A 25,154-nucleotide genomic window follows, 5' to 3' on the forward strand; every position below is an offset into this window, starting at 1 on the left:
TAGGGGTGCGTCCGAGGTATGTATGTCGATCCCCTGACCTGGCAGGGGCTAAGGTGCGAGGGCATGCACGAATGACAACTCATCGACCACAGAAGGCTCACAAATGTAGCAGGCGCTGTCTGGACAGATTTAGCGCGGCTGTTAGCATTAGTCTGTTTAGTCTATTTAGTGTGTTGACTGGATGTTTCAACGCACCGACCGGCGGCGTACGTGGTGTGTTTGGCAAGATCAATTCTATGCTATCAGGAGCCACCAGTGCCGGCCCCGACCAGCAAGCAGTGTCAGGCACTCTCGCTATTGGCGAGACAATGATTGCTGACCTGGCAATTTCGCTTCGCGAGCTGGGTCTTACCGAAGCGCAGATCGCTGGGGTCCAAGAGGCAGCCCGCACGGAGCTCAAGGCAGGTGTCGTAGCGATTCAAACTGGTAATTTAAACCTGAATGTGAACATGGTCGGTCTTCCGGTTGAATACGCAGCGCCCTCGGTCGTGCGTGGTGCCGTCGCCGGGCTGGCCTTACTTGGGGCAAGTGAAACCAGCCTCAAAACCAATGCAGTCCAGGCCATTGTAGGTACCTCGTTCAAAGCTCTCAGCGGCAACACAGACGGTCTTCCGGCCGCTACATTGGAAAATCTTGCGACTACGATGGCAGGAGGTGCGGTTTCGAAGTTGACGGAGGCGGGATTCGCAGCAGACGCGGTAGGTGATGCGACTAAATCGGTGACTGCCGGGAGTATTGCCAATCTCCAAGCCGCGGGCATTGCGACTGACGTCGTGGCAAGTGTTGCCAAAGCCGTCGTTACTGGGGCTGTACAGCAGCTGGCCGCAATTAATCTCCCAGCCGAAAACGTGGCTGCAGCAGTCGCTGGAGCAACAGAAGGTGCGGTGGCCTCGATCACCGCGACTGGTCTAGACGCGAGTGCCACTGTAACGCTCGCCGGATCACTTGCGGCGGCCAGTGTCGAATCGCTGAGCGTCTTTAAGAGTTTAGATCAGGCTACTCTAGTCGGCACGATGAAAGAAATTTCAACGAGCGCCGTCGAAGCGCTGTCCGCGGCCAAAATTGAGAGCGCATACCTCGGACCAGCGGTGAAGTCTATTGCCGCTGCGAGCGTCGCTGCAGTGCAAACTGTCAGCGAACAATCCGGCCTCGGTAACACACTCGTTACGTCTGGCGCCGCGGCACTGGCTGCAGGCGCCATAACGGGCCTAAGCGCCGTGTCGAGTGATGCTGTCGTGTCAGCAGCGGCCACAGAGAGTATCATCGCCGGGACTATGGCGTCTTTGGCTAGTTCAGCAGCGCTGAGCAACGCCGAGAAGTCCACTGCCGTGACCAACGTAGTTGGCAAATCTGTGGAGGCTTTGGCTAACCTTGGTTCAGAGTCGACCAAGACGAGCGTCATGGGGTCTGTGATCAGCTCCACTATGGCCAACCTCGGCAGTCTCGGCATCGCCCAGGACGCACAGTCTAGCGCTGATACACTGAAGGCGATTACGACTAGCGCAACTTCAGCTCTTGCCACCGCAGGGTTTAGTGGCGACGCCCTGTCGACAGCTTCACAAAAGGTAGTTTCGAGTGCGGTAAAGGGTATCGACTCGCTAAACGTGAGTGGTGCCAGCAATATAGCTAACCTAGTGAGCAACGTGATGAGTGGCGTCACGGCCGGACTAACAGCATTAACGTCTGCAGGCAAAGCCGACGAGAATGCTGCTGTCGCCGCGATCAATAGCTCGTCTCAAGCGGCTGCCGCGACAGTTGGTAGCCTGCAGGCCACAAGCACATTCAGTGCAAGTGAGCTCGCTGCTGTTAATGCCCAGGTTGCTGCCGTGGTACCTCCGACAGTCAAGTACTCCGTGAGCGAGCTAACCCTGCCGATCAATGCGGTGATGTCCACATTGGTCCCGACAAAAACGGGGACATTTACCAACTGCTCTGTCAGCCCACCACTTCCATACGGCCTGGTGCTGTCGCAGGACTGTACTCTATCCGGCACACCATTAGCTCTTGCGCCGGCGCAGAAATATACCATGACCCCCAGCGGTGGTTTGCCTGCGGCCATCACCATCAAAGTGATCTCAGATGCACCCTCGGTAGCCTATGCGCAGACCGATTATGAATTTCTAGGTGAGGCCGCACCCTTTACGGTAGTCCCCCAAATTCTCGGAGGCGCCTTTGATTCGTGTGCCTCCAGCCAACCGATGCCGCCTGGCATTACACTCGGTCCGAATTGCTCCATCTCTGGGACCATCGACTTCGCTCAGGCTAGTGACTTCCATCCTCAGGGCCTGAGCGTTCTCAATTTGGACGGTACCCCTGCGATGCCGTCAGTGGGCGGAGACGACGGACCAAAGTATGGCTTTAAGTACAGGTTGCCCTACGTCATCACCCCTAAAAAGGGCGCTGCTCTCGGTACTCCCGTCAATATCACATTGACCTTAGTGCCCGCGTTTTCCATTTACGACAGTCCCGAGTACCGCTACGACGGGATTACGGGGGCTCCCAAAAGCGTTAGTATCAAGACAGTTGCCACGTTGCCGCCAGGCGCAGTCTGCTCTGTGTCTCCCTCTCTGCCTGCCAGTCTCCAGTTAAATACTTCAACCTGCGAGATCAGCGGTTCCTTGGCAGCCAATACCACCGCCACCAAATATGCTGTTGATGTCAAAGTTGGTGGCGTATCGCAAAGCACATCTAAAGTGCTGATCGGAGCAAATTTTTATACCTATGCTTTCGATTACCAGAATGGACAGCACGGCCTTTTCATTGTGGGGCAGTATCAAGATATGGTCCCGGATTATCACGGGAGTCCCCAACCCTCGACCTGCGTTAAGGTTGGCGAGTTACCGGCCGAGCTGACTTTAGCCAGTGACTGTAAAATTTCGGGGACCATTACGGCACCGTTTTCTGCTCGTGAACTCACCGTTTATCCAGGTTCTGCTGCGATCGGCAAGCCAGTTAAAGTCTATTTGAGTTCCATGTTTGGCATCAACCTGACGGAAAGCGTTACGAACAGCAGCGTGTCGCTATCTTGGTCGCCGGTTGAGGGTGCCACGGGCTACATAGTTTTGGCTCATCAGGGATCCAACGTGCGCACCTTTCCGCAAAATGGTGAACAAGTCACGGCGGCAACACTACGGGACCCAGCCGATATCATCGTTGCAACGGTAAATGCTAGCGGAACTACGTTGTCCGTGACTCATGGTGGCTTGACCCAAGGATCAAACTACAACTACCAAGTCATGGCCTATGATGCGTCTTACAATTATATTGCCGTAGGTTGGCGTCATATGGTGAATGTGGGTATTCCCACGGTTTTTGGCTATTATCAGCCAAGAGAACTGAGACTCAATGTCGGTGAGACGGTTAACAAACAGCCTGTGTTCTTCTCGGCTACCACGCTGAGTGGTTGTACATCATCCCCACTGCTTCCAACGGGCCTGACTCTACAGAACGACTGCAAAATCACCGGTGCTGCGACGGTACCGTCAGGCTTGCGCAATTACACGATCACACCAACAGGTGCAGGCAACTATACGCCGCTCGATCTCGTGCTCAGCGTGGACGGTCCCCTAAGCATTACCGCGACATCCACGACCTCAACGGCAGTAAGCATATCGTGGCCGGCTGCTGATGGAGCTGACGGTTACGTGGTTCTTGCGCGCAAAGATGGCCCTGTGCAGACGAATTTGAGTGACTTTAGTTCCATCACACCTGCGCCGACTACTGCGGCTGGCGATATCCACGTCGGTAATCCGGTCACCAATAGTGTCACTCACACGGGTCTAACACTTGGCGACAACTACTCCTATAAAGTTTATGCCTACCGGACCATCTACGGGCAGCCTGACTTCTTTGCGGGTGGCACCACTGGCCAAGTCACAGTGGGATCCACGCCTGGGGCCACGATTGGTTATGGCAATCGCATGCGGTCCTACAGCGTCGGGCAGTCCGTAAACTTAACGCCTACAGTGACAGGTGGTTCTATCGCAAGCTGCGCGTTTAATGGAACTCTTCCAGATGGATTGAGTTTCAATACCACTACTTGTGCGATTACCGGTACAGCCTCCAAGGCCAAAGGACTCACCACATACACGATCACTCCCACGCTATCTGCGGGGAATCATCCACCGATTGAGCTAGCAATCCGCGTGTGGGAAAACTTAACTGTGACCACCGATGATAGTCAAGATGAGCGTATTGTTGTGAACGTAGCAAGCACGTTTACCGGCAGCCTCGAATACATGTATCTCGTGAGTGAAAATCCACCGTCCACCGAGATGCCGTCAGACTTTGACAATATCGCCCCTGGTCAAGACACCAAGTGGGGACATGTCCATAGGATTAGTGACTCCAATTCTTTCGTCCACGAACAAGCCGAGTTTACCAAGCAGTACTTCTACACGGTGCTCGTCAGGACGCAAGGTTTAGTCGGATCGGGGTACCTATCGAAGGGGAGCACAACCGCGCAACGGATTCGCAGCCATTTTGCTGGCCTGCAAGACCTGTTTTTGACAGCGCCTTACTCTGGACACGCATCTGGGACTTCCGCCGTGGCGTACAGTATCCAACCCCACAAAGAATCGGCTAACGCTCAGTTGTCATATTTTAATTCTTATACGGGAATCGGTACAAGTTATGCCGCCTTCAATCTCAATGAGTCGGGTCGATCCTTTTATGAAAACACCCAGGCTGCCGACTTCATAACCGACACCTTATTTAGTATCGCGGTCCGCATTAAAGCGCTTATCGGTCCGTCCGAAGCCAGCTACAGCGTGCGAGATGCTTCCCTTAATGTGGGCGTTTCGACTCACCATAAGATTTTAGGACGCAATAGATTTATTGGCGAAGAACTAGAAAAAATCCATATCGGCGCGCCTACTGCAGTGACGTCCGATAGATTTGGTAACACCATTTTCGCCTCTAGCGACGGTACCGTGAATGTCTGGTGTCAAGACACTTCAGAGGTGCCTTATTGCCGTGGTCGGATGGTCAAGCGGGTCTATACATTAGCGGGAGCAGACGGGAAAATGATTCCGGGTAACTCAACCGCTTGGCGCCCTCAGGCACCTTGGAATCCATGGCAAGCGATCGGTGAGGTTAGTGCTCTTTACGTCGATCAGTATTACAACATCTACATCGCTGACAGTGGCTACCACCAAATTCTAGCGGTGTGTAACGTTGTGATACCTGGAGCTGGCGTGTGTGTCAATCAGGCCAAAGGGTCCTTGGTCTTAGTGGCCGGCAATGGTAGCAGCGGTGTGCCTACACTTGATGTTGAGGCAACAGCGACCCCTATCGGGGATGTTACGCAGCTGGCTGTGGATTTTAACGGCAACGTCATATTTGCGCAGGCGGGGCAGCCCAGGGTCTTTGTTAGGTGCCAAGGCACCATGGGGCCTGTGTGTAGTCAAACTGGACGATCAGGCGGACGCATTTACGGGTTAGCAGGCACCGGCACCGTCGGTGACTCCGTCAGCTCCGCATCTCAGGGGACTCCTGCAGAAACGGCACCTATCGGTAACGTCGCCGGCCTAGCCGTAGGTGAGGGTGATGCTATCTATATCGGAGACACCTCGTACTTCAAGTTGCTCGTGGTCTGCGGCTCAGGTAATTGGTATGCCACCGGACATCCCTGCGTGGGTAAAGGGCCTGGAACCCTACTTAAATTTGCTGGCGACGGCACTGCGACTGGTGCTGGTGCGGTAGGGAAACCAGAGTACCTCTACTTTGACCGCGGCAATAATCTCTACGTTTACGATTCCTTAAACAAGTCGTTGCGTGCGGTTTGCCAGTCTACCTATGCGAGCGAATCCTGCAAAAACAAAGCGACATTCTCCATTGCACCAGTTGGTCTCAGTGGTGATGGAGACAGCGCAAATGGTGTCGACATCGCTGCGACCCAAGTTGGAACCATAGCCGGGATGGCCGTAGATAATAGTGGCAACGTCATACTGGCTGATAAGCAACGGCAAAAACTGCGGGCACTATGTTTTGATTCGAGTAGGGCGTGCGATGCCAAGACGAGCTTTAAGTCCTATGTGCTTGCTGGGTCTGGCATGATGGCCCCGATGGACCAACCATCTGAGCGTGGTATCAATACGCCGCTATACAGCCGTCAATTCTCAACGGCAGTCGATAGTAATGGTAATTTGTTTATTGGTGATCCCGAAAGGCGACGGATCTATGTGCAGTGTCTCCGTAATGATGTTGCGCCGTGCATAGGTGCGCCTCGAGGTCATCGCATGCTTTTTGCTGGGTCCGGTGCTCTGGCAGCGAGTTTCCAAGGTGACGGGACCACCCGCGCATCAGCCAATTTGCCACCGATGACTTCGCTCGCCTTCGAGCCAGGCGGTAACCTACTCGTTGCTACGGGCGGTAGTAGCTATGTTTACATCATCTGCACGGCAACGGGGGGTGTCCATTGCACGGCAGCAAACACTCAGGATACCGTTTACCGCTTAATTGGTAATGGGTCGACCACGGGACTTGCCAGTAGTTCTGGTGATATCAGTGGCTCTTTGGCGAGTTCAGTAGGTAAACCGGGCCCGCTAGTCACAGATACCAACGGCAACGTGTTCGTCTACGACATTCAGAATAATAAGGTATACCTCGCATGTTTCAACACTAACGGAGCCTGTGGCGGTGGACGCAGCAGCGGGACCCTTTATCACGTTGCAGGGACAGGGATAGTTGACGACGGCACCGACGGCACAGCAACTAACGTTGCCATCGGAAAAATCTCGCAAATGGCGCGACTACCTGACGGCAATTTAGTACTCGCAGATCACGGGGCCAACCGCATTAGGTTGCTGTGTCTGAATGACACTGGCAATTGCTCGGGCTCAACCGCAGGCTCGCTCTATCGGTGGGCCGGTTCGGGAGGTTCGGACACCAATCTAGGCGATAACACCACCAAGAATAGCGTAGACCTGGGGAAACCTAGCGGCATTGCCGTAACTAACTCCGGTGATGTCCTGGTACAAACAGCACTCAACCCGCGCATTTGGGTGATATGCAATCAGACGGCCTACGCTCCGTGTAGCAATAGTAGGGCCCTTGGCCACGCCTACTGGCTAGCCGGAACTGGCGCAGGTGGTAACGGCCCATCCAACACTTGGGCGCTCGGTACCCCTATTGGCCCATTGGCACCAGCTGACGCTGAATTTGAATTTGGCCGTCTTGCTATTGATCCTTGGTCCGGACATGTTTATTCCAATGATGGCGATGCACGAGCCGTCAGACTGTTTACCGGTCTTGGGCGGTAGTGAAGTCAATCTTGACCCGCGCTAGCTTGTCCCCATTTATGGCCAGCTGCGCGGGACCTTCATAAGCCGTCATGACCGGCTCGGGGCCGTCGACAAAAGTAAATGTGATGGTCGGCGCGAACTGTCGAATGAGCCAGTTACGCGCCTCCGCTTGCACCTTGATCGTGTGCGGGGCGCTGCCAAATTGCGGTGTCAACTTAAAGCCAATGGCCTCTAGCCGAAATGGTACGTAGAGACTGAAATCGATCGATGCCCCAGATTTAATCTGGTCCCAATGCTTGACGATAAACACGGGTAAGGCATTGCCGGCAAAAGTGGTCTCACCCCAATCGATCTCTTTAGTACTCTGCTCCTCACTGGCATCCGGGCGATAGATGACCTTAGCCTTGCGTCCGATGACTTTGACCTCACTAAACTCACCAGTGAGAAAGTTCTCGCACTGGTAGCTCACAGTGGTCAAAAGTTTAGGCACGTAGGTCCAAGTCTCAACGCCGGCCAAACGCGTCCCCTGAACATATCTCGTGGTCATGCTACCGATGCCATCAATCAGTCCTGAGCGTGCTTGCGCCTCATAGGCAGGCGTGCTCTCACCGGGTCGTGTCATCGCATATTTTACTGCGGCGCCCTCAACCCCAACTACGGCTCTTGCAACCTGCATCCCCATTGCTGCTCCTCTGCGTCTGCACCGCTCACTACTAGTTTGGTTATAGCGTAAATCACCGCTAACCGCGAGCTCAAGCAGCGCGCGCCGCGGGCTTTTCCGCCGCGGTGGCATCGGTAGATTGCACGGCTAGGTGCATACGGCGCGGTCGCCATAGAAGCGCACCGGCAGCAAATCTAGCGACGGTGGATACGGCGAATATTATTGGGTAAGCATAGGCCGTCGGTAGTAGTTTGATGCCGGCGCCACCGATAAGGGAGCCGGTGACAACGGCGGCGGCGTTCAGCAAATTGAAGACGGTCAGCATCGATAGGCGCTCCTCGCCAGCTATCCGCTCAAAAATCAGCAGGGTCGATGCTAACTCGAAAGCTGCCCATGCGACTCCGGCGAAAAACTGAATAACAAGGAGCACGGGAAACTGCGGGGCCAGCAACCAAGTGAGTGGTAGGGGAGAGATACCCAAGGCAGCAACAACTAAACTGCGGTAGGAGCCGAAGCGATGAATCTGCGTCGAAAGTATGGGTAGCGTAACGATTTTGGCGAGGTAGCACATCCCGACCAAGGCCACGTACTGGTAGTAGGGAAAGCCCGCTTCGGCCAGCATATAGGAGGCAAAAAAGGCGCCGCCGATATGGACACCGACTTGTGATGCCAGTAGAAACACCAGGAAGCGACTTGATTGGGCCGTGTAAAGGCGTCGCGCAATGATGATGAAATTTGGTTTAGGTCCAGCGTTGGTGCGCAGTGGCGTATCACTTTGCAGCCCAAGACAGAGGCAAGACAGAAGGCGCCACCCGGTTGCGGTGACGAATAGAGTCGCAAAACCTGTCAGCGTCTCACCCTTAGTTTGAAAAGCAACCAGCACATATCCTGCACCGAGGAAAGCCAGGAACGCTGCCAGCTGCGTCAGCCGCGCGCGTACGGTAAAGAATGGTCTCAGAGCATCTTTGGGTATTAAACGGTCAATCCAACTATTCCAGGCCGGGCCCGCAGCCATGCCGAAGCCCCAGTAGACGGCGCAGGTAGCAAACAGCGTGTAAACACTGATGTTGGCGTGCCATGCCCCGTAGGCTAGGGGCAGAAAGGCCAGACCTTGCAGTAAGGCGCATCCAACCACCCAGCGGCGATAGGAGCCGCACCATACGGCCCCCCTTGGCCCCATAAGCTGGAGTAGGCCGCCGATCAGTAGGGGCACAGTACCAACCAGGCCAGCAGTCACCTGACCGAGACCAACCGCCAAAGCAAAGGCAGCGATATAGGTCTCACCGCAGCCCACCATCATGCTATAGGCGCTGCCATCGGCGCAGCTGAGCACCATGTTCTTCTTGCTGGACGTGCTGATGTTGGTGGTTTTGCTGGTCAAAGGTGAGGTTTATCGTGTGAGGTTCATCAACCCAAATTGCGATCCATTTTCTTTTGTTTAAGACCACGGTGTTTTTCGATGAAATCGATAATCGCTCCGGCTACGTCCTTTTGCGTCGATTTCTCGATACCCTCAAGGCCCGGGGACGAGTTGACTTCCATCACGACGGGGCCATGAGCCGAGCGGAGAATGTCGACACCAGCAACCTGCAAGCCCATGGCCTTCGCTGCCTTAACTGCAGTAGCACGCTCGGCTGGTGTGATTTTGACGCGCGTGGCGACGCCACCGCGATGGAGGTTTGATCTAAACTCGCCCTCGGGAGCTTTACGCATCATGGCGGCAAACACTTTGTCACCAATCACAAAGCAGCGAATGTCGTTGCCCCGCGCCTCTTTGATAAACTCCTGCACGATGATATTTGCTTTTAGGCCACGGAAAGCCTCTATGACACTTTCTGCCGCGTTCCGGTTTTCTGCAAGTACCACACCGATGCCCTGCGTGCCTTCCAGTAGCTTCACTACTAAAGGAGCGCCGCCGACCGAGTTAATCAGACCATCTACGTCGCGCGTGGAGTGGGCGCAGCCCGTGACCGGCAGACCGATACCCTGCTTGGCCATAATCTGAAGGCTGCGCAGTTTGTCGCGCGAGCGTGATATGGCAAGGGATCGATTAAGCGTGTAGGTACCCATCATTTCAAATTGACGCACAACAGCGGTGCCGTAAAAGGTGTGCGAGGCGCCGATTCTCGGAATCACGGCATCGAAATCAGCTAATGATCGCCCTTTGAAGAATATTTGCGGCTTATGCGAGGTGATATTCATAAAGCAGCGCAGATAGTCGATCACTTCCACCGAATGGCCACGGTCACGGGCCGCCTCAACAAGGCGGGTGGTCGAGTAGAGAGAGGGTTTGCGTGAAAGTACAGCGATCTTCATGTTGCCTTTGCCTTAGTTCTCAGTAACTTCTTTCTGCCGCCCAGGTACGACCTTCCTGCATCCACCATGAAATGGCCACGCAGCGCTTGCCGTCCGATTAACATGCGAAAGCCCATCGAGCTGCGTGCAATCAGAGTCAGTTCGACGCATATAGCCCGCCCCTTGATCACGACTGTGGTCTCGATCACTGGACGGAGCGAAGTCTTGCCACCGGAATCCCGAACGAACCGTTCCTCTATCAAGGGAGCCTCACATACGACAACCTGTTTCGTCGTCCTTTGAAGCGGGTGAACATCAAATTTCACCCATGTTTTCCCTGCCTTAACTGTATATCTGATATTTATGGCATGAAGCGCCGAAGTCCTGGCGCCAGTGTCCACCTTGGCTTTGACTAGTCCCAACCCTAGATCAGGTAGGCCAACGTACTCGCGCCAGCCGACCACCTTTAAGGCTTTAATTTTACTTTCAACCTCGGTCACGAGGGGGCCTCGGGAGAATGGGTAGGAAGGGGACTCTGTCCTAGTTTATCCAAATCCAGACCTGTTGAAATCCGGCAATTTTTGCCGGCTTCAAGCAGCGCGGATGATGATCATAATCTTGTCGTCGCTGACAGGATGTTTGGCGATTGCGCTCATACCTTCATCGAGAGCTCCGCGGATGATACGCTGCACCGCGCGACCGCTGCGCCGTGTCTGCCAATCCAAGATCCCATCGGTGCCGAGCATCAGAATGTACGGCTCTCCGACTGGTAAGGCAATGATTTCGGGCTGGAACGTCACTAAGGGATCTAGGCCAAGCACTGAGCCGCGCGCATTGATGGGTACAATACTTCGGTGATCGTGGATGTCGCGGGCGAAGTACATCGGCACATGCCCAGCGGAGAAGTAAGTACAGTGGCTTCCTGCGAGTACCATGACCCCCATGGATACCGAGTGAGTACCCTGGGTACGGCCTAACGTGCACAGCGCTTGATTTAAACTCTGCAACCACTTGTCCGCATCAAACTGTGGTTCCGCCAAGCTTGCTGCCCAGAGTGACTGGACACATTGGACGACCATGGCGGCAGGAATTCCTTTGCCGGTGACATCGGCAACTACCACTACCTGGCGTCCGTCAGGCAGTTCACGTTCCGCCAGCCAGTCACCGCCCAAAATGCCGTAAGGGACATGGAAAAAATCAATCTCATGATTTCCGGATTTTTTTGGTTCCAACCGGTGACTGAAAGGCATCCTGGACGGCGCGCGCAATTTCGAGTTCACGCTCAATAGTCTGGCGCTTCAACAACTCGTTTTGCATCGAGAGTTGCTGAGCGTTGAATTCCACGAGAGCGAGCCTACGTCGTATTTTTGTTTCAACGAAAAAATAACCCCCGATACAAACGTTTGGTAGAAGTGCCAGTATAAACAATCCAACTTGATTACTCGATCGTTCGCTGACAGAGGGCAGGAGAGTGATTAAGGGTAGTACACATAAAAACATGACGACCAGATGACCGTAAAGCAACGTAGCCGCCCCAATCCCCCAGCCGATAATTTCAAGGATCAATCCTGCCATGACGTAATAGTCTGGAGTAAACTGAGGATCTTTGAACACAGAGTCGAAAAAGGAGGCGCAGCACACAAGGCAAGATATGATTATAAAAGATCCCCGTAGCGTCACCATGAGTTCACGTTTGTGGGGTTTTACGAATCGCTCTGCGAAGATCCAAATGAGGCACTCGAGTGCAAGGGTTGAGGTCCAAAGCATGGCAATTAGTTTGAGCTTAGGATGACCAACAAAATAAACGGCGGCTGTGCCTAACACATATCCAAAAAGGCCAAGCTTATTGTAGTATCCCACACCCCTTGCTAATTCACGTTCTCGATGCTGGTTGAGATAAACGATTTGCTCATTGGACAGATCATCAAGATCTTGCCTAAATAAAATATTTTTTATCTTAAATCGGATTTTAGTGATCATGTAACGGATTCATGTTCTTAATTGTGGATGCCAAGACAGCCGTGGATGAAGTTTTTTCTGAGCAGTTTTGCGACCACTGGGCGCCGATCCACCAATGACAATACTGTGGCGCCTCACCTGCCGTTGCTGGGGCGTTTCGATCACCCAGACCCATTTGACGCGCGCCATTCTCTGCTCATTACTAAGGTCGCTGGTTGCGCGACTCAGACTAACTGCCATGGTTAAAGTGATCCGTCCTCGATGCGAGGCGACGACTAAAGTCAGCCCTTGGCGAGCAGCTTGTTTAGTAAACCCAATACCGCCAAGTTTAGAATGAACCCGGATGCGGTAGCGTAGCCCGGGGGCCTTGGGGATATGGCCGTTTTTAATCAGTAGTTGCACGGGGAGTAAGCTGCCATTGGTGGCAACGAGACGGCCTAGGCGTATAATCAGTTCTTTGTCGAGTCCTGTGATCTCAGTGACCTGCTGCATGAGCTGCGGTTCCAGCGCACCGGCAGGGAGCGCATGGCAGAAGGACACATTGCGCAAGACTTGGCGCAAAAGTTCATTCGGTGCAGTCATGAAAGGTTGGCCTCCAAGCTGGTACCGTTTTGTACCAACTGGGAATGTTTTCGGCTAACCCACCGCAAACCTTGAGGCTCTGGAAAACAAATAAATATTTACCAGTAATTATAGGGAGGTGGGCCAGCAGCGCACATCAGAAAACGTCGCCCCGCAAGCATAGCGTGCCCAGTAATCGTTGTATCCGTAAGCTTGGCCACAAATCACATCTTGATTGTTGGCTGCCGATTTACCGTAACAGGTCCAAAGATACCACTGGGCATTGGGGGGATTCATAATTGGGGGAAGCTGTGCATAGCCTTGCGTGCTGAACACGGAAACAGCAACAGCTAAGATGGGGCGTATGAATTTAGGGATGAATGTCATCTGCCAAAAAACTCCATTAAGGCTCTAGCACCGTATCTATGATGTGAACTAAACCGTTGACGCCTCTTAAATCCCCGCCGACAACCCTCGCATCATTGATCAGGATGTACGGGGTATCATGCATCACGGATACGAGCCGCCCGAGACGGGTGATGAGATATTGGCGTGATTCAAGATCGCTTAAGGTGACATAGCCGTCGACCAAATGAATTTCAACCAGGGAACTGAGAGCTGCTGGTTGCGCAAAGAGTTTCGCAAGTTCATCGGCAGGCCATTCGTCGAATGCCGCGTTTGTCGGTGCGAATACCGTGACGTTGGTGCCTTGCATGAGATCCCGGCTAATTCCCGTGCGGTCCAATGCCTTTTTAAACGTCAAGAGCTTGGGATCAACGCTGATCAGGTCTAAGACCGTCGGTGCCAGCGCGTTAGAGTCGTCTGCCAAAGCCGCGGACGAGGCATTGGCGCCAGCAAACGGCGAAAATAAAGCTAAGATTGCGATGGCGAGCGTTGATATTTGATGTAGTGACTTCACGTGCGTCTCCCTCAAAATCCATGTACCCAGCCCATCGTGGTGACTTCCGTACCATCAGACCAATATAAACCACGCTTTTGCGTGATGGTCCCAATATGGTGGACGAGTAGATTCGGGGCAAATGGCTGTTGTGCTAGCAGCATAGCACCTTTTTCTGGCGGCAGTGTAAAACATAACTCAAAGTCTTCGCCGTCGCCTAGGGCGTGATGGAGTGGATCTTTACCGCTTTTTTTGGCGGCTTGACGCGCTGCTGCACTGATGGGAATGCGACTTGGATCCAGCGTGGCGCCAAACCCGCTCGCATCAAGTATATGACGGAGGTCCGAGCCGAGCCCGTCGCTCAAATCTAGCATAGCTGTAAGGCCGTACTTTTCGTGGAGCATTGAGGCTTCGTTGATGCGGGGCGTGAAGCTCAGGTGCTTACCGGTAATGCTACCACCTAGCTCACCCGTCACGAAGATCCAGTCGCCTAAATTAGTACCGCTCCTGAGGACGCTTCCGTCATGGTGTGGCACACCTGTGATAGCGACGCTGATGACGAGGGGGCCGTTCCAAGAGTTGGTGTCGCCTCCAGCAATAGCTACATCATACTCACTCGCCAGAGGTAGCATACCGCTCATGAGTTCACGCGCTAAGGTCTCGCCCCCTCTCTCCGGAAGCGATTTAGGCAGCGCTAAACAAACCGTCACACTGCTGGGTCGTCCTGCCATTGCGGCGATATCGCTCAAATTAACGGCAAGTGCTTTACGGCCGATCAGTTTAGGTAAGGTCGAGGCCAGGTCAAAATGGACACCGTCCATTAGCATATCGGCGGCAAACAGCACCCCGCTTGTGTGAGGCGGCAGCAGCGCCGTGTCGTCACCAGGGGGAATGAGTAGCGCATCGTTACTCGGATGGGACGTTGCCAACTTTTGGGCAAGCCAACGAATGAAATCGAACTCAGCCATGGCGATGCTCCTTGAGCAAATGAGGGAACACGATGAGTGTGTTTAACTCGTCCCAAGTGATAGATCTTGGCGTCGTAATTAATCCCATCGCAAAAGCGGCATCACCTAGTAGTTGCCCTGGCTCTTCTCCGGCGCTGCGGCGCTTGGCAATTGCTGCGGCGAATGTGCGTTTGCTTAGTTTAGCGCCAGCCGCATCGACTAGCAGCCTGTGATGGAAATAAGTATTGCTGACATTTTGTCCGAGATGGCGCGCCAAATACATCTGACGCCCTGTGGCGTGTAGTACATCGTTACCACGGACCACGAGATTGATGCCCTGCCGGAGGTCATCGACGACTACGGCAAAGTTATAGGTGTAGTAACCGTGCCGGTCGCGCAGGAGGAGATCCCCACATTGCTGCATTGGAAACTGCAACTGTGGGCCTAAATTAGCATCAAAAAATTGCTCGCGGCTATCATTGAGACGTAGCCGTACCCCAGAATCGGGAGCGTCGTATGGTAGTCCCAGGTTGCGGCAATGGCCGTCGTAGTGGAGCTCGTCGCCGCCCACTTGGCCCGTGCGTTTGGTGATCGCGAGGCGCGAACATTTGCAGCCATAAATGAGTCCACTGCTATCCAGTTGTCGCAGTGCGCGTTCGTAGACTTTTAGATTGTCGCTCTGCCTGTAAGGGGATGGATCGTGAGGGTTGAATTCCTGGTTGTCAAAGCGATAGCCGAGCCATGCTAAGTCCTCAAACGTTGCAAGTTCAAATTCAGGGCGGCAGCGTCCCCGGTCGTGATCTTCCATCCGCAAGATCACCCTGGCTTGCAGCGCCTTTGCTACGCCGCTCACGAAAATCAGAGATGCTACGTGGCCTAGGTGTAAAAAACCCGTCGGGCTTGGGGCAAAACGAGTGACCCAAGTTTGATGAGGTTGCGTGTGTGGTTCGGCCTGCGTGTTCATGATTTGCCCGTAGGAAGCTCCTTGGGAGCGCTTATTCGCCCGTCTTAACTCCATCTTAAATGACTGAATACAGGGGATAAAGTCTTTAAAACGGAATCCTTGGGTTTCCAATGAGTCCTTAGTCATGATATCAGGGGCATAATAATGTTTATGAGTCATATATTGACTCCCTGTGAGTCTCGATTTTGAGGTCAGGTCTGGTTCGCGGCATCGTTCAAACAGCAGGTCTCTTGGTGGTCACGGCGATGTTCGCCGCTGGTTGCCCGCAGGCCTATGGTGCCGAGCCCGGGGCAGTGGTCACCAGCTCGAGCAAGCGCGAGCCCTTACCTAACTTGGCTTCGGTAGTGGACAGGGCAGCAGAGGTGCAATCTCCTGCTGTCGTTCCCAATGCTAACGACAAAATTGAGAGTTTACGGCTCGGTCTACTGCGTGCAGCTGAAAGAATGGGCGAGCTCACCTACGTACCTTACGTGTGGGGCGGTGACACCATTGGAGCGCGGCAGCAATGTGAGCAGTGTCGCGCCTGCCGGGAGGAGACCTCGCACCTGCCGTCAGCGCGCAGTGCGGCAGTTTGCACGGCCTGTGAGCAGTGCGGCATGGATTGCAGTCATTTTGTGCACCGTATCATGAATGACGCTGGACTCCGCTATCCCTATATGGCTACAGAAAAGCTGCGCCACATGCCGCGTCAGGCACTTAGGGCGCTAAATCTAGTCGATATCGGGCGTGATTTGCATAAGGCCCTGCCGGGAGATCTGCTGCTGCAGCACAGTCATGTCGTGTTGCTTCTTGCTAGGACTGGTCCTGCCAGAGGTGATGTCATTCATGTCAATCGGTCCTTCAAACACGGCGAAGTGGGGGGCGTTGAGGTGTTACGCGATGCAGACCTAAGCCGGGTGAGCGGTAAAGTGGTGCGGATACTCCGCCACATCGCTTTAGTACCGCCGCCAAGGCCTGTGGTGCGGCCTAAAGCTAACCCAGCGGTTTCCGCTAAGCCAGCCCGTCTGGTGGCCCGCAGTGGAACGCTAGGTGGTCGGGTTCGAGGGCGTTGACCTTGCACGCTGGGCAAACACAAGTGTCGCCGCGGATCGGTGTCTTTGATTCTGGAGTCGGTGGCCTCAGTATCCTGGCGGCGGTGAAATCACAGGTGCCCCAGGCTCAATTCACTTATGCGGCAGATAATGCTCACTTTCCTTATGGTACGCGCAGTCGTGAAGAGGTCATTAAATTAACCGCGGCAACTGTGCGGTCGATGCTCCAGAGAGCGCATCTTGATGTCGTTGTGATTGCGTGTAACACCGCCAGTACAGCAGCTCTAACGGCATTGCGTGAGCAGTTTTCCGTCCCTTTTGTGGGTGTAGTACCTGCGGTAAAACCCGCCGCAGCAACGACGAAAACCGGGTGCATAGGTATTTTAGCCACACCGACGACGATCGCCGGAGCATACACCAGGGAACTCATTAGTAAGCACGCTGCTCATACCGCAGTGGTGTGCGTCGGCTCGCGGCGCTTGGTCGAGCTGGCTGAGCGCAAGCTGCGCGGTCAGAGTGTGGCGTTGGATGATGTGCGTGCTGAAATTATGCCACTCTTCAACTGCGCAGGCACCGCATCAGGGCCTTCACAAAAAGTGGATGCGGTGGTTCTGGGTTGCACCCATTTTCCCTTGCTCATTGATGAACTGAAGGCGGCCGCACCGTGGCCGGTGGCATGGATTGACTCTGGTGCGCCAGTAGCGGCGCGCGTCACCCATGTACTTGGGGCTACAGCCACGACGCAAGAGCGGGCTACAGAGGCAAGCGATCATCTGTTCCTGGCCACAAGTTTGGCCGACACGGAAGCGCTGCTTCCGGCGCTGCTACCATATGGATTCACCAACATTGAACATCTGCCCCTCAGGGCATAAGTTTTAAAACGATCAAGCAGGCTATGACTAAGCAAAAGACAAATTACAAAATGGCAGCCGTAACGGAGGCCGACATTGGTCCTGTCACTGTCGAGGAATTCCGTTGTGGTACGGAATCTTTCAAACTCATGCGGCCAGCGGTGCCAGAGCGCCTACTCGACCTGGCGGCTGTTGCCGATGCCTATGCAGACGATGAATATATGCCTTACTGGGCAACATTATGGCCGGTGGCAAAGTACCTTACAGAGGAGGTGCTGAAACATCAGTGGCCAGCTGGCACTCAAGCGATAGAGCTTGGTTGTGGGCTAGGGTTACCTGGACTCGCGGGTCTGAAGCGCGGATTACAAGTGCTCTTTACTGACTACGATGCAACGGCACTTAAGTTTGTCGAGGCTAATGCGGCTCTAAATGGATTCACCACCTTAAAGACGGAACTTGTCGACTGGCGTACCCCGCTCGGCCAGACTTTTGAAGTCATCTTGGCTTCGGACCTTACCTATGAGGCACGTAACGTCGAGCCTTTAGTAGCCAGTTTTGACGCGATGTTGGCGCCTCAGGGTACAGTGCTCGTTGCTGATCAAAATAGAGCGCATAGCGAGGCCTTTCGCCGCGCACTGAGCAAAAGTGGGTTTGTTTTTGAGATGACGCAGATCGAGGTTGATAAGAGTCGAGGGCGCGACGTGCCTGGTACGGTGTATCGCATCAAACGTAGCAACCAACCTAAATGAAGCATCGAGTGCCTGATTCAGCCACGCCGCGCGCCAGGCGCTGGACTACCAAACGACAACCCCTTGGGGTTACTGGATTCGAGAAAAAGACCCTGCTTGCGGATCGTGAAGAGGTAGGTTGGCCAAGCTGCATGTCGCGTGTCGTCGAACAGGCGTACATTGCCGGGGAAGCCTACCTGATCAGTCGTTACCTTGGCCATGGCTGTAGCGATCTGGCGGCGGCCGGCCTGTTGGTTGATGGCAGCTCTCGCCACCTGCGCACTACGGAACCCGACAAGCTGGAAGTCTATCGAAGCCACGCTTTGTGGATCGACAAAATACTGATTATTCAGCATAGGAGCAGGAATTGACGGCGGTATTTTGGCATAACTCCCAATAAAATCAGCAAAGATACTGCCGCTTAGGAAGTCATCGTAAGGCTCAATCAATGCTGGTGAACGCCACTCGTGATTGCCGATCATGGTGAGTCGTTCAACGCGATTATAGCGGAAGATCTTGATGAAATAGCGAATCGTGCGAAAATCGTCCGGAATAAATACGGCATCAAAATCTGTGATAGGCTTTAGGTAAACCATCTTAGGATTAAATGCCTCGCCGTTCGCCTCGGCCTCTTCTTGAATTTTCTTATAGGTAGCTTTGAATTCTTCTTCACGCCCCGTCATGCTCATCTTGAAGAGCTTGAAGGCCGCTTCTTGCATGGTTTCGAAGCTACCCTGCGTATAAGGCAGTTCGGTGACTATTTCGCCGCCGGCAGCTACCATACTTTGTTTGAAGTATTCGACCACTTTATCAGCTTTGCCCGAGGTCGGTTTTAGGATAGCAACACGTTTCAGGCGTCTCTCAGCCATGCCTTGCACCAAGGCATCAGCAAGGCGCAGTTCATCAGGGTAAACCATGAACGCATAGCGGGATGCCTTCGTGAGGTCACGGTCACGATTTAGAAGGACCACTGGCAAAAATAACTTGTCGCTCCATTTGGCCAGTATTTCGGCTTCGCTATGGTTGAAGCCGCCAATGACGACTCCCACTTGATCCCTAACGATCAATTCGGCAAGTCCGCGGATCATGCCTGCCGTGCTGCCACCGCTATCCTTTAGGATGACTTCTTGCTCGAAAGATTTACCGGCATCGCGAAACGACGCACGCATCCCACTGATGACGTAGTTGGATAACTTAGCATTTGGACCCGTGAGCGGGAGAATGAGACCGATGCGGCCAGAATGGGTGTTGATAGTGGTTAGGGCGCTCTGCACGAGGTCCTGCCTTGCAGGAGCTTGGTCACAAGTCGCGGCCGAAGCAAATGCCAGTTTCTCGCTCGCAATCTTTAAACCCATAAGATTCTGTGACTTCAGAGCATCGTAGAGCTCTTTATAGGGTGGGGAAAATCTTTGGACTATTTCGCGGCAACGCGCAATTTCAGCTTGGATTCCGTTGGCAGCGGTGTTGGGTGCGGATGGAGCAGGCCATTTCTGATCAGCACTAAGCTCCATGCCGGGTATGGTTCCTGTTCCTGGTGCTCCAGGGGGGAGGCCGTACGGACGTTCAATAGCGATCTCCGAGCCGCTGGTAGCTGGGCGCCTTGAGGCGGATGCACGGCGTGAACTGGTGATGCAGGCCGTTAGACCCAAGCTGATCGCAACGGCTAAGATGGTGCGGTACCAAGTTTTAGCATTAGCTCTAGTTTCTAAATACATCGCGATATCCTGCAGCACTTGTTGCCGACAGTGCCTCCAGCGCTGCGCTGGCTGATTCAGCTGGAGGCTCGTTACCCTTAATGAAGTACATTCTAACACCACTATCCGTGCGGGTCCCGAAATGGGGATTGACTACTGCTGCTACGACATTGTCCGGCGGACTTATGTAGCTCGGAGGCCTCACTTTAAAGGCACTGGACATGAACTTTTCCCAAATTGGCAGTGCCAATTTGCCGCCTGTAACGTTGCCGGAAATGCGCACATGCTCGTCTGTGCCGACCCAAACAACGGTAGAAATATTCGACGCATAGCCGCAAAACCAGTTATCCGTGGATTCATTTGAGGTCCCCGTCTTACCCACGGCGAAATTGGCTAGGTGCCCGGCGGTAAAACCAGTACCAAACTGCAGTACTGTCCGCATACCCTCAGTCATGAGAAAGGCGATCTGCGGCGTGAGAGGCGCAGAGCTACGCGCTGCGACTTTAGGTGCAGCGTAGAGCACTTTACCGTCGCGAGTGGTAATTTTCGTAATGGCGATGTGTTCCACTAACCTACCATAATTGGCAAAAGTTGCATACATCCTCGATAAATCCATCATCGTTACATCGGAACTCCCGAGCATCGTCCCAAACTCATCTTTGAGCGGTGAGCGAATCCCAAGCTGCTTGGCGAGCGTAGTCACCGGAGCCAGGCCGATTTTTTGACCGATCTCGATCGTGGGCGTGTTCATCGAACGATAAAATGCACGAAGTAACGTGGTCTCCTTGCCAAAATCTTCGTCTGGTGTGCGTGGTCGGTAGCTATCTATGGTGATGGGCGACACGAAAATGACGTCACTCCACTTAAATCCTTGCGTCAATGCTTCAGCATAGACGACCGGTTTGAAAGCTGATCCCGGCGAACGGAGTGCCTGAGTGGTGCGGTTAAATTTGCTCTGGGAGTAGTTGCGGCCCCCTACCATCGCTAGAATTTCGCCGGTTGTGGGATCTACCGATAGTAAAGACGCCTCGAGCCTCGCTTTGCTTGGTGTGCCGTCCTTTAAAGTGACAACCCCGACTTTCTTCGCCGCGTCGTCAAGGATCTTGCCTGATGAGGCAAGGCCGCGCTCTGCAAGGCGCTGTAGTTCGATATCGAGGGTCGTATGGATCCTCAAACCTTGTCCGTTTATCGTATTACGGCCCGGAATGAGTTTCTGCGCTTCTTCGCGGACAAAATCGATGAAGTAAGGTGCGAACTCCTCGTTAATTGGATGGTATTCTTTGTAAATGAGTTGAGCTCTACCAAGCTGATTCATGTCACGCTGGTTAATCATCCGCGCCTGAACCATGGCGCTCAACACCTGGAGTTGCCGCTTTTTTGCTCGTTCCGGATAACGCGCAGGATTGAACCGACTCGGTGATTGGAACAAACCGGCAATCAGCGCGTATTCGTGCACGTCTAGATCGGCCAAATCTCTGCCGAAATAACGTTGTGCGGCAGCTCCGACACCGTAGGCTCCGTTGCCTAAAAACATCGTGTTCAAATAAATTTCAAGAATACGCTCTTTGCTCAGGCGTTTTTCCAGTTGCACAGCAAGTCCGATCTCCTGGATCTTGCGTTGAAGCGACCTTTCATTGGAGAGGAGGAAATTCCGCACAACTTGCTGCGTCAGCGTACTCGCCCCTTGATGGCTGTTCCCACCCTTAAGGCGCACCATCGTGGCCCGGAGTATCCCCTTGGGATCGAATCCGTGATGCTGCCAGAAGCTTCGGTCTTCAATGGCGATGACGGCATCGACCATGCCCTTGGGTATTTTTTTATAGGGAACATGTACGTGATACTTACTGAACAGTTCGCCAATCTTCTCGCCGTTGCGGGCCAAAATAAGCGTATTATCCTGACCCTTGTACTCGACAATCGTCGAGACTTGATCGTCCTTGATATCGAAAACCTGCAACGTATCTAACCAAAGGTACGTACCGACCAATATACCAATAAAAACGGTCGTCGACACAGCGGCAGTGATCCGCATGACGGAGTGCCACAGTCTCGATCTATTTATAAATTGTTTAGTGCGCCACGACATTTGGGGGGCCATATCTCCTGAAATGATTCCGACGTCTTAAACGCGGCCGAGGATGATACTTCTATTTGTATACGCTTCATCGGCAGCCTGCGGCTCGATCTTGAGTCCTCCCTTGCGCGAGGGGTACCTGCCTGATCTGACGAGGAAATAGCAGCACATGCAGTGCCCGAAATCGATTCCGGAAGTTGCCGGATTTTGGTGGGTGGCCAAAGTATGGTCCTTTGGGTGCAGGCTTTTTTTAAATTATATCGGTGTTTTATTGTTTAAAAAAACATTCAGGTAAACTTATATGAATTTGTTCCGATAGCCCGGCAACAGCGGCAGTGTAGGAATTGCCGTAGAGAGACGATCAGGCTGACCTAGAGGAGAATGAATCGGTGAACTGGCAGGCGCAAACAAGTTTCAGAGCCATGCATGTCTTGGTAGTAGACCCTGACACCGCTGGACGCGGCGCTGCTATTACCACTATCAAACAGACCAGACATCCCGGCGGGATGCGTATCAGCGTGGCCAGTGGAGTTGCCGAAGCTATGCTAGCTTTCAAACGAGAGCACCCCGATTTGGTGTTTATGCAAGGGTCGGATTTTTTCCATGCTGGGATGGAAATTATTCGTGCAATCAGAGCAACCGAAGAAACGAGACACACCGGTATCATCTTTGCCAGTACCAAAGATACCGACGATGCCGCGCGCAGTGTGATCTGCCTCGAGGCTGGGGCAGACGACTATTTGAGGTCGGGCTACACGAGTGCCGAGGTGGTAGCTAGGATCATGAGTGTACTTAGACTGAAATCGATGACGGATCGCCTACGCCACGCCAATCATCGGCTCGAGCAACAGTCGTTGACGGACGAATTGACAGGTCTGAGTAACATGCGGGGCTTTGACGGAAAGTACAGTGATCTGATGGCGTCATGTCAGATGGGTGCCACCCCTGCTGCAATTATGATGATGGATTTAGATCGCTTCAAATCAGTGAACGATGAAACAAACCATCTGGTTGGTAGTTACGTAATCAGTGAAGTTGGCGGACGGCTACGTCAGTCAGGGATATTTAAAGATAAGGATATTTTGGCCAGATTCGGTGGCGATGAATTCATTATGGCGCTGACAGCAAATGATTTCGAAGCGGCAAAATTTCAGGCTGAGACAGTCAGAGAGACGTTGAGTAAGCAAACCTTCCATTGCGATGGTTACAGCATCAATTTGACCGTTAGTATAGGGTTAGCCTGGGTGGACAAGGGATTTAGAGGTAATCCGCAGGATTTGATTAAAGCAGCCGATTTAATGCTCTACCGTAGCAAAAACCTCGGGCGTAATCGTGTCAGTGCCATGGTGCTCACTTACCCTGTCAATCTCGATATGGAGCTTGCGCGCCGTCTTGCGCGCCGTGGCAGTCAGTGGCGCGACGATGGTGTCATGATGGACGGTGGTCACCAAGACGATATTTCACTACGACCTAGACTCGCTAAAATCGTCGGAGAATGATACTAGTGGGGCCTTGATCGGTTATCTGGAGCGTGGCTCATGCGTATACTTATTGTTGGTTGTGGCTACGTAGGGCGCCGATTGGCTGAACTCCTGGTTGAGGATTCCGACCATGAGGTTTTTGCCCTATCGCGTTCCGGCGCCGCGAATGTAACGAGGGTGACAGACATAGCTCTGGATTTGGTTGACGGTGATTTGTCCAAGTTACCGAGGTCGCTGGACCGAATTTTTTACTGTGCAGCGCCGGATGATGCCAGTGTGGATGCCTACACCAAAATTTATGGGCATGGCTTACAGCGTTTTTTAAACCTCATGGAGCGCACTGGGGCTTATGGTTCACGTCTCCTATTGACTTCAAGCACCTCCGTCTACGGGCAGAGCTTGGGCGAAGTCGTCACCGAGGATACCCCCACGGATCCTACAAGCCCGACAGCAAGGACCATCGCCCAGGGCGAGTCTTTATTACGGCCGGGGGATACAAGCGTGCGTTTCGGAGGGATTTATGGCCCAGGTCGGGTCAGTTTTATAAGGGCCGTGCAATCTGGCGCTCTGGTAGTGAATCCTGCATCGAGCGCCTATACAAATCGGATCCACCGCGACGATGCGGCTAGGGTCCTCAAGTTCTGCTCTGGATTAGAGCACCCACCATCTGTCTTCAACGGCGTAGATACCGAGTCAGCCACACGTGCGACCGTGGCGCAGTGGCTAGCAGATAGGCTCGGTGTGGCAATTAAGACTATTGATGATACTGAAGAGAGTCACTTTCTACGTGGCAACAAAAGAGTCAGTAGCCAGCGTTTGCTCAGCTATGGCTACCAATTCATTTACCCAACATTCCGTGAGGGGTATGCAACACTGCTACCAGAGACGTCGGCCGTGGCACCGTCGCTTCCCTAGGTTGCCGCGTCCGCTGTCTTTTGCGGTACGCGACGGATTTTTTCGACTGAATAACCGTCGCCAGCCAAATCTTCGACGATTGCCTGATAGGACTCGTCGCTCATAGTCGCCGACCGGGACATGATCCAAATCAGATTTTTACCAGGTACGCTGATCACAGTGGTGCCGTAATCGGGATCAAGTCGGACGATGAGGTAGTCGCTTGATAGCGGCCATAGGAACTGCATCTTCCAATGGGCGTTGGTGTCCTTGTTGGCGACCCAGCCCTTGGGATTGAGAGTGATGGTCCGGCCAAACCGCTCAAAAGTAAATGTAGTGGCGATGGTGCCGTCTTCTTTCAACTCATAGCTTTCAATCTGATTGGATGAATGGTCATCGATCACTAAGGGGGTGTGTCCTTGGACATACCAAGGGCCCATGAAGCGGTCCAGGTCGACGTACGGCACGGTCATGGCGTCGATTTTGTCTTGAGCCATGGCAGTGGATGTCACGGTGGCAAAACACATAGCGAGGATCTGACGAATGGCGCGATTGGCGATCATGAGGGTGCTCCTTTGTTGTTTGCACCCCCACCGTATACCACGAAAAACGAGCGTTTGTGTCTGGTTGTACCAAACAATTATTATTTTGCGGGTCAAAGAAGTTATGCAACACTCTGATAAATATCGAGATATTTGCGGTGACTTAAGTTTTTGGCAATCTAATCCGACAAGATAGATGTGGCTCCTGCGGCGCGTCTCCAGAGGAAAGTCCCTGACCGTGCTAGAGCATGAGGTTGGTGTATAAAGGGCTGAATCGATGGTAAATAGCGGCAAATTCGCAAATGAGTGGCGCGGCCTGATACGGGGCAT

General features: G+C 53.4%; 20 protein-coding genes. 6 read left to right on the plus strand and 14 right to left on the minus strand.

Features of this window, described 5'->3' with window-relative positions; genetic code table 11:
* Nucleotides 1-71: 71 nt before the first annotated feature.
* Complete coding sequence (locus FJ146_07095) at nt 72-7,262, plus strand: hypothetical protein (protein ID MBM4251720.1); 7,191 nt, start codon at nt 72-74, stop codon at nt 7,260-7,262.
* Here FJ146_07095 and FJ146_07100 read toward each other — a convergent pair.
* The 11 genes from FJ146_07100 to FJ146_07150 form a co-directional block, all read right to left on the minus strand.
* Complete coding sequence (locus FJ146_07100) at nt 7,243-7,920, minus strand: hypothetical protein (GenBank protein ID MBM4251721.1); 678 nt, start codon at nt 7,918-7,920, stop codon at nt 7,243-7,245. The two genes, FJ146_07095 and FJ146_07100, sit on opposite strands and share 20 nt — an antisense overlap.
* Before the next feature lie 76 nt (nt 7,921-7,996).
* Nucleotides 7,997-9,286 carry an MFS transporter gene (locus FJ146_07105; GenBank protein MBM4251722.1) on the minus strand — a complete coding sequence of 430 codons (1,290 nt, stop codon included), beginning with the start codon at nt 9,284-9,286 and terminating at the stop codon, nt 7,997-7,999.
* Nucleotides 9,287-9,312: 26 nt separating this feature from the next.
* On the minus strand, nt 9,313-10,221 hold the full coding sequence (gene rimK, locus FJ146_07110; GenBank protein ID MBM4251723.1) for a 30S ribosomal protein S6--L-glutamate ligase: 909 nt from the start codon (nt 10,219-10,221) through the stop codon (nt 9,313-9,315).
* On the minus strand, nt 10,218-10,679 hold the full coding sequence (locus FJ146_07115) for an ATP-dependent zinc protease (GenBank protein MBM4251724.1): 462 nt from the start codon (nt 10,677-10,679) through the stop codon (nt 10,218-10,220). Before FJ146_07115 ends, rimK begins: the two co-directional genes overlap by 4 nt.
* A 111-nt stretch (nt 10,680-10,790) precedes the next feature.
* Nucleotides 10,791-11,450 (minus strand): serine/threonine-protein phosphatase, encoded by a 660-nt coding sequence (locus tag FJ146_07120; protein MBM4251725.1) that lies wholly within the window; start codon nt 11,448-11,450, stop codon nt 10,791-10,793.
* A complete protein-coding gene (locus tag FJ146_07125) occupies nt 11,404-12,180 on the minus strand; it encodes a hypothetical protein (GenBank protein MBM4251726.1) in 777 nt (258 codons plus the stop codon). The genes FJ146_07120 and FJ146_07125 overlap by 47 nt, the downstream gene beginning before the upstream one ends.
* Nucleotides 12,181-12,189: 9 nt before the next feature.
* A complete protein-coding gene (locus FJ146_07130) occupies nt 12,190-12,741 on the minus strand; it encodes a hypothetical protein (protein ID MBM4251727.1) in 552 nt (183 codons plus the stop codon).
* Nucleotides 12,742-12,849: 108 nt separating this feature from the next.
* Nucleotides 12,850-13,107, minus strand: coding sequence for a hypothetical protein (locus FJ146_07135; GenBank protein ID MBM4251728.1), 258 nt, complete (start codon nt 13,105-13,107; stop codon nt 12,850-12,852).
* Nucleotides 13,108-13,123: 16 nt separating this feature from the next.
* On the minus strand, nt 13,124-13,669 hold the full coding sequence (locus FJ146_07140; protein MBM4251729.1) for a fasciclin domain-containing protein: 546 nt from the start codon (nt 13,667-13,669) through the stop codon (nt 13,124-13,126).
* Nucleotides 13,651-14,586, minus strand: a complete 936-nt coding sequence (locus tag FJ146_07145; protein ID MBM4251730.1) for a thiamine-monophosphate kinase — start codon at nt 14,584-14,586, stop codon at nt 13,651-13,653. Before FJ146_07145 ends, FJ146_07140 begins: the two co-directional genes overlap by 19 nt.
* Nucleotides 14,579-15,688 (minus strand): hypothetical protein, encoded by a 1,110-nt coding sequence (locus tag FJ146_07150; protein MBM4251731.1) that lies wholly within the window; start codon nt 15,686-15,688, stop codon nt 14,579-14,581. The genes FJ146_07145 and FJ146_07150 overlap by 8 nt, the downstream gene beginning before the upstream one ends.
* 26 nt (nt 15,689-15,714) lie before the next feature.
* On the opposite strand from FJ146_07150, the gene FJ146_07155 reads away from it, so the two are divergent.
* The 3 genes from FJ146_07155 to FJ146_07165 are packed head-to-tail and all read left to right on the plus strand — an operon-like array spanning nt 15,715 to nt 18,160.
* Entirely contained in the window at nt 15,715-16,581 is an 867-nt protein-coding gene (locus FJ146_07155) for a hypothetical protein (protein ID MBM4251732.1), read from the plus strand.
* Nucleotides 16,578-17,432, plus strand: a complete 855-nt coding sequence (locus FJ146_07160; GenBank protein ID MBM4251733.1) for a glutamate racemase — start codon at nt 16,578-16,580, stop codon at nt 17,430-17,432. The genes FJ146_07155 and FJ146_07160 overlap by 4 nt, the downstream gene beginning before the upstream one ends.
* Before the next feature lie 23 nt (nt 17,433-17,455).
* Entirely contained in the window at nt 17,456-18,160 is a 705-nt protein-coding gene (locus FJ146_07165) for a methyltransferase (protein MBM4251734.1), read from the plus strand.
* Nucleotides 18,161-18,177: 17 nt separating this feature from the next.
* Here FJ146_07165 and FJ146_07170 read toward each other — a convergent pair whose 3' ends face one another.
* Complete coding sequence (locus tag FJ146_07170; protein ID MBM4251735.1) at nt 18,178-19,854, minus strand: hypothetical protein; 1,677 nt, start codon at nt 19,852-19,854, stop codon at nt 18,178-18,180.
* Entirely contained in the window at nt 19,838-21,931 is a 2,094-nt protein-coding gene (locus FJ146_07175; GenBank protein MBM4251736.1) for a PBP1A family penicillin-binding protein, read from the minus strand. Before FJ146_07175 ends, FJ146_07170 begins: the two co-directional genes overlap by 17 nt.
* Before the next feature lie 365 nt (nt 21,932-22,296).
* Here FJ146_07175 and FJ146_07180 point away from each other — a divergent pair, with 365 nt between their 5' ends.
* On the plus strand, nt 22,297-23,406 hold the full coding sequence (locus tag FJ146_07180; GenBank protein MBM4251737.1) for a diguanylate cyclase: 1,110 nt from the start codon (nt 22,297-22,299) through the stop codon (nt 23,404-23,406).
* A gap of 39 nt (nt 23,407-23,445) precedes the next feature.
* A complete protein-coding gene (locus FJ146_07185; GenBank protein MBM4251738.1) occupies nt 23,446-24,303 on the plus strand; it encodes an NAD-dependent epimerase/dehydratase family protein in 858 nt (285 codons plus the stop codon).
* Here the strand turns inward: FJ146_07185 and FJ146_07190 are convergent.
* Nucleotides 24,300-25,154, minus strand: coding sequence for a lipocalin family protein (locus FJ146_07190; protein MBM4251739.1), 855 nt, complete (start codon nt 25,152-25,154; stop codon nt 24,300-24,302). The genes FJ146_07185 and FJ146_07190 overlap by 4 nt on opposite strands.

Source organism: Deltaproteobacteria bacterium, assembly GCA_016874735.1.
Lineage (GTDB): Bacteria > Bdellovibrionota_B > Oligoflexia > Oligoflexales > CAIYRB01 > CAIYRB01.

Coding starts and splice junctions, on each gene's coding strand:
- FJ146_07095 (MBM4251720.1), top strand. CDS start 72: ATGACAACTCATCGACCACAGAAGGCTCACAAATGTAGCAGGCGCTGT.
- FJ146_07100 (MBM4251721.1), bottom strand. CDS start 7,920: ATGCAGGTTGCAAGAGCCGTAGTTGGGGTTGAGGGCGCCGCAGTAAAA.
- rimK (MBM4251723.1), bottom strand. CDS start 10,221: ATGAAGATCGCTGTACTTTCACGCAAACCCTCTCTCTACTCGACCACC.
- FJ146_07120 (MBM4251725.1), bottom strand. CDS start 11,450: ATGCCTTTCAGTCACCGGTTGGAACCAAAAAAATCCGGAAATCATGAG.
- FJ146_07125 (MBM4251726.1), bottom strand. CDS start 12,180: ATGATCACTAAAATCCGATTTAAGATAAAAAATATTTTATTTAGGCAA.
- FJ146_07130 (MBM4251727.1), bottom strand. CDS start 12,741: ATGACTGCACCGAATGAACTTTTGCGCCAAGTCTTGCGCAATGTGTCC.
- FJ146_07135 (MBM4251728.1), bottom strand. CDS start 13,107: ATGACATTCATCCCTAAATTCATACGCCCCATCTTAGCTGTTGCTGTT.
- FJ146_07145 (MBM4251730.1), bottom strand. CDS start 14,586: ATGGCTGAGTTCGATTTCATTCGTTGGCTTGCCCAAAAGTTGGCAACG.
- FJ146_07150 (MBM4251731.1), bottom strand. CDS start 15,688: ATGACTCATAAACATTATTATGCCCCTGATATCATGACTAAGGACTCA.
- FJ146_07165 (MBM4251734.1), top strand. CDS start 17,456: ATGACTAAGCAAAAGACAAATTACAAAATGGCAGCCGTAACGGAGGCC.
- FJ146_07170 (MBM4251735.1), bottom strand. CDS start 19,854: ATGTATTTAGAAACTAGAGCTAATGCTAAAACTTGGTACCGCACCATC.
- FJ146_07175 (MBM4251736.1), bottom strand. CDS start 21,931: ATGGCCCCCCAAATGTCGTGGCGCACTAAACAATTTATAAATAGATCG.
- FJ146_07185 (MBM4251738.1), top strand. CDS start 23,446: ATGCGTATACTTATTGTTGGTTGTGGCTACGTAGGGCGCCGATTGGCT.
- FJ146_07190 (MBM4251739.1), bottom strand. CDS start 25,154: ATGCCCCGTATCAGGCCGCGCCACTCATTTGCGAATTTGCCGCTATTT.